General features: G+C 65.7%; 3 protein-coding genes. 2 read left to right on the plus strand and 1 reads right to left on the minus strand.

Translation table 11 applies throughout. The annotated features are described in order from the left end of the window. Positions 1 to 230: 230 nt before the first annotated feature. Entirely contained in the window at positions 231 to 1,949 is a 1,719-nt protein-coding gene (locus LQ952_RS15355; RefSeq protein ID WP_238623493.1) for a proline--tRNA ligase, read from the minus strand. A gap of 208 nt (positions 1,950 to 2,157) precedes the next feature. On the opposite strand from LQ952_RS15355, the gene LQ952_RS15360 reads away from it, so the two are divergent. Both LQ952_RS15360 and LQ952_RS15365 read left to right on the plus strand, forming a co-directional pair. Continuing rightward, positions 2,158 to 3,207 (plus strand): efflux RND transporter periplasmic adaptor subunit, encoded by a 1,050-nt coding sequence (locus LQ952_RS15360; protein WP_238623494.1) that lies wholly within the window; start codon positions 2,158 to 2,160, stop codon positions 3,205 to 3,207. Next, positions 3,204 to 4,680 (plus strand): efflux RND transporter permease subunit (locus LQ952_RS15365; protein ID WP_238623495.1); only part of this gene is annotated, 1,477 nt, incomplete at its 3' end. The genes LQ952_RS15360 and LQ952_RS15365, both read left to right, overlap by 4 nt.

Raw genomic sequence — 4,680 nt, forward strand, 5'->3', positions numbered from 1 at the left:
TCCGTTGAGACACGCGGGTCTCTCTCGTTGCCGGAGGTTCGGGCCTTCACCGTGTCTCACCCATTACGGTGAGCATTTGGCTACTATGCCGTCTGCCGAATCACGATTCCGAAAAATACGGACAAAATAGGTATCTGATTGGCCATGAATCCAATTTTGAATCGGGGTCAAATAGCCCATGCTGACCCATACCCCCCTCATCTCCCTTGAAGATGAGGGGGGCAACGTCATCACCGCCCCAGCCGCTCCAGAAGGAACGATTCCAGCGCCGCCATGGGGACCATGGTGGCCTCCGCGTCCCGGCGGCCCTTGTACTCCACCTCGCCCGCATCCAGGCCCCGTTCGCCCAGCACGATCCGGTGCGGGATGCCGATCAGCTCCATATCCGCGAACATGACCCCGGGCCGGGCGTTGCGGTCGTCCATGAGCACGTCGATGCCGGCTGCCTGCAGGCGCTGGTACAGGTCCTCGGCGGCCTCCCGCAGACGCTGGGACTTGTGGGCGTTGATGGGGCACAGGGCCACCTGGAAGGGGGCCAGGGCGGCGGGCCAGATGATGCCCCGGTCGTCATGGTTCTGCTCGATGGCCGCGGCCACCACCCGGGAGACGCCGATGCCGTAGCAGCCCATGGTGATCACCAGGGAACGTCCCTGCTCGTCCAGCACCGTGGCATTCATGGCCTTGCTGTATTTTTCCCCCAGCTGGAAGATGTGGCCCACCTCGATGCCCCGACGGATCTCCAGGGTGCCTCGGCCGTCCGGACTGGGGTCACCGGCCGTCACGTTGCGCAGATCCGCCACCATGGGCAGGGGTACGTCCCGTTCCCAGTTGATACCGAACAGATGCTTGCCTTCCTGGTTGGCGCCGGCGGCAAAGTCGCTCATCACCGCCACCGATCGGTCCACGATGCAGGGGATGGGCAGGTTGACGGGACCCAGGGAACCGGGACCGGCGCCGATCACGGCACGGATCTCCGCCTCGCTGGCCATGCGCAGGGGGGAGGCCACCTGGGGCAGCTTTTCCGCCTTGAGGGCATTGAGTTCATGGTCGCCGCGCACCACCAGGGCGATGAGCTGGGTGGCGGTTTCTTCCGAGGCGGCCACCACCAGGGTCTTGATGGTCCGTTCGACGGGCAGGTCGTGGCCGTCGACCAGTTCCTGGATGGTGCGCACGTTGGGGGTGTCCACCATGCGCATGTCTTCGGTGGGGGCGGGGCGTTCCCGGATCGGAGTCACTGCCTCGGCCAGTTCCACGTTGGCGGCATAGTCGCTGCTGTCGGAGAAGGCGATGTCATCCTCGCCGGAGTCCGCAAGGACATGGAACTCGTGGGACTTGCTGCCGCCGATGGAGCCGGTGTCCGCGTGCACGGCACGAAAATCCAGGCCGCAGCGCTGGAAGATGCGTGAGTAGGCGGCATGCATCAGGTCATAGGTCTGCTGCAGGCTTTCGGCATCGGCGTGGAAGGAATAGGCGTCCTTCATCAGGAATTCCCGAGCCCGCATGATGCCGAAGCGGGGGCGGATCTCATCCCGGAACTTGGTCTGGATCTGGTAATAGTTCACCGGCAGCTGGCGATAGCTGTTCACCTCCCGCCGCACCAGATCGGTGATCACCTCTTCGTGGGTGGGGCCGAAGCAGAACTCACGGTCATGGCGGTCCCGCAGGCGCAGCAGCTCATGTCCATACTGCTCCCAGCGTCCCGATTCCTGCCACAGCTCTGCCGGCTGCACCGCCGGCATCAGCACTTCCAGGGCGCCGGCCCGGTTCATCTCCTCACGCACGATGGCCTCCACCTTGCGCAGCACCCGCAGTCCCAGGGGCATCCAGGTATACAGGCCGGAGGCCAGACGGCGCACGTAACCGGCCCGCAGCATGAGCTGGTGGCTGATGACCTCGGCGTCGGCGGGGGTCTCTTTGAGGGTGGCCAGGGGAAACTGGGATACGCGCATGCGGGGATGTCCGGGTCGTGATCTGTGGAGAAGGAATGGGCTCAATTTACCATGAACGGCAGGCCGGATGATTTTCCCATGGCCGTGACCGCCGGTTCGAGATGCCCGCCTTTTGATGACGCTCAATCCATGATAAATTAGCGAAAACTAATATTCCATGGGCCCTCGGCATGATGCCCGAAGGCCCGATCCTCACGGAGACCGCGTCATGATCCACTCAGGCCTGCACCGGCTGCTCGCCGGCATGCTCATCTTCTGGGCCGCATCCGCCTTGGCCGGCCCGGATCCGGTCACCGTCACCGCCACCCGTCACGTCCTGCCCGCCGAGCAGGTCTTCGATGGCCGGGTGGAAGCGGTCCAGCAGGCCACGGTCTCAGCCCAGACCAGCGGTCGGGTCATGGAGGTCCTCTATGATGTGGACGACTTCGTGGATGCGGGGTCGATCATCATCCGTCTGCGGGACACCGAGCAGCGCGCCCGCCTGGACCAGGCCGAAGCCGGGCTGCGGGAGGCCCAGGCCCGTTTCAACGAGGCCCGGGCCGAATTTGAGCGGGCGCAGGGCATCTTCGAGCGTCAGCTCATCTCCCGCGCCGAGATGGATCGGGTCACCGCTACCCTGGAGGCGGCTCGCGCCCGCTTGGAGTCCGCCCGTGCGGCCCGTGCCGGCGCTCAGGAGGCGCTGGAGCACGCCTTGGTACGCGCCCCCTATGCGGGCATCGTCACCCAGCGTCACGTGGAGGTGGGGGAGAGCGTCAGTCCCGGGCAGCCGCTGCTGTCCGGCATCTCCCTGGAGTTTCTGCGGGTTACCACGCAGGTCCCTCAGCGCTTCATCAATCCGGTGCGCCGACATCAAACCGCCCGGATCCTGCTGGAAGATCAGCCGGCGGTGGTGGTGGAACGCCTCACCTTCTTCCCCTATGCCGATCCTGCCACCGGCAGTTTCCGGGTTCGCGCCGAATTGCCTGATCGCACCCCCGGCCTGTTCCCGGGCATGTTCGTGAAGGTGGCCTTCACCGTGGGCGAGCGGGAGACCCTGCTGGTGCCGGCCGCGGCGGTGTTACAGCGCAGCGAGGTCTCGGCGGTCTATGTGGTGGATGACCAGGGCCGTATCAGCCTGCGCCAGGTGCGCACGGGTCGGACGGAGGGTGACGGGCAGGTGGCCATCCTGGCCGGCCTATCCGAAGGCGAGCAGGTGGCCCTGGATCCCGTCGTCGCCGGCGTGGCCCTCAAGACCCGGCAGCGGGAGGCGGCACGATGAACGGGGCTGCAAAGGACACCGGTGCCATGGGGGTCTCCGGGCGTATCGCCAAGGCCTTCCTGACCTCCCAGATCACGCCGCTACTGGCCCTGGTGGCCCTGCTGATGGGGCTGTTCGCCGTCCTGGTGACGCCCCGCGAGGAAGAGCCCCAGATCAATGTCACCATGGCCAACGTGTTCATTCCCTTCCCCGGTGCCTCGGCGGAAGAGGTGGAGCAACTGGTGAGCATCCCGGCCCAACAGGTGCTGTCGGAGATCGAGGGCCTGGAGCATGTCTACTCGGTGTCCCAGCCCGGTCTGTCGGTGATCACGGTTCAGTATCAGGTGGGCGAGCCCCGTACCGATGCCATCGTGCGGCTCTACAATCAGGTCTTTTCCAATCAGGACTGGTTACCCCAGGGGCTGGGGGTGGGACAGCCCATCATCAAGCCCAAGGGGATCGACGATGTACCCATCCTGGCCTTCACCCTCTGGACCACGGACCCCACTCGGGGCGCCCATGAACTGTTGCGGGTGGCCCATAGCCTTGAAACCGAGCTCAAGCGGGTACCGGGCACCCGGGACATCTACACCATCGGCGGGCCCGATCATGTGGTCCAGGTGCGACTGGATCCCCAGCGTGTGGCCGGTTTTGGCCTGAGCCTGGACGATCTGCGCCATGCCCTCCAGGCCGGCAATGTCTCCCGGGATGCCGGGGTGCTGGTGCGGGATGATCTGGAGATTCCCCTGCAGGCCGGTCGCTTCCTCTCCAGCGAGGCGGAGGTCGCTTCCCTGGTGGTGGGGGTCCACGGGGGCAGTCCCGTGTATCTGTCGGATGTGGCCCAGGTGCGTCAGGGACCGGCCCTGCCGGACAACTATGTTCGCTTCGGCTGGGGCGTCGGTTCCGAGACCGGCGCCGTACCGGGCCTGACCGAGCCCGCGGTGACCATTGCCGTGGCCAAGCAGCCCGGCACCAATGCGGTGGACATCGCCACCCAGCTCATGACCCGCATGGAACAGCTCCGGGGCACCCACATCCCCGAAGGGGTGGAGGTCACCGTGACCCGCAACTACGGCGAGACCGCCGATGCCAAGGCCCGGACCCTGATCCAGAAGCTGATCCTTGCCACCGCCTCGGTGGTGATCCTGGTCTGGCTGGCCCTGGGCTGGCGGGAGGCCTTCATCGTCGGCACCGCCGTGGTCATCACCCTGGCGGCGACCCTGTTTGCCTCCTGGGCCTACGGCTTCACCCTCAACCGGGTCTCTCTGTTCGCCCTCATCTTCTCCATCGGCATCCTGGTGGATGACGCCATCGTGGTGGTGGAAAACATCCACCGCCACATGCAGATGGGCCAGAAGAAGCTGCTGGAGGCCATCCCCCTGGCGGTGGACGAGGTGGGCGGCCCCACCATCCTGGCCACCTTTGCGGTGATTGCGGCCCTGTTGCCCATGGCTTTCGTCTCCGGGCTGATGGGGCCTTACATGAGTCCGATTC

It is taken from the genome of Ectothiorhodospira lacustris, from assembly GCF_022227785.1.
In the GTDB taxonomy this organism is placed as follows: Bacteria; Pseudomonadota; Gammaproteobacteria; order Ectothiorhodospirales; family Ectothiorhodospiraceae; genus Ectothiorhodospira; species Ectothiorhodospira lacustris.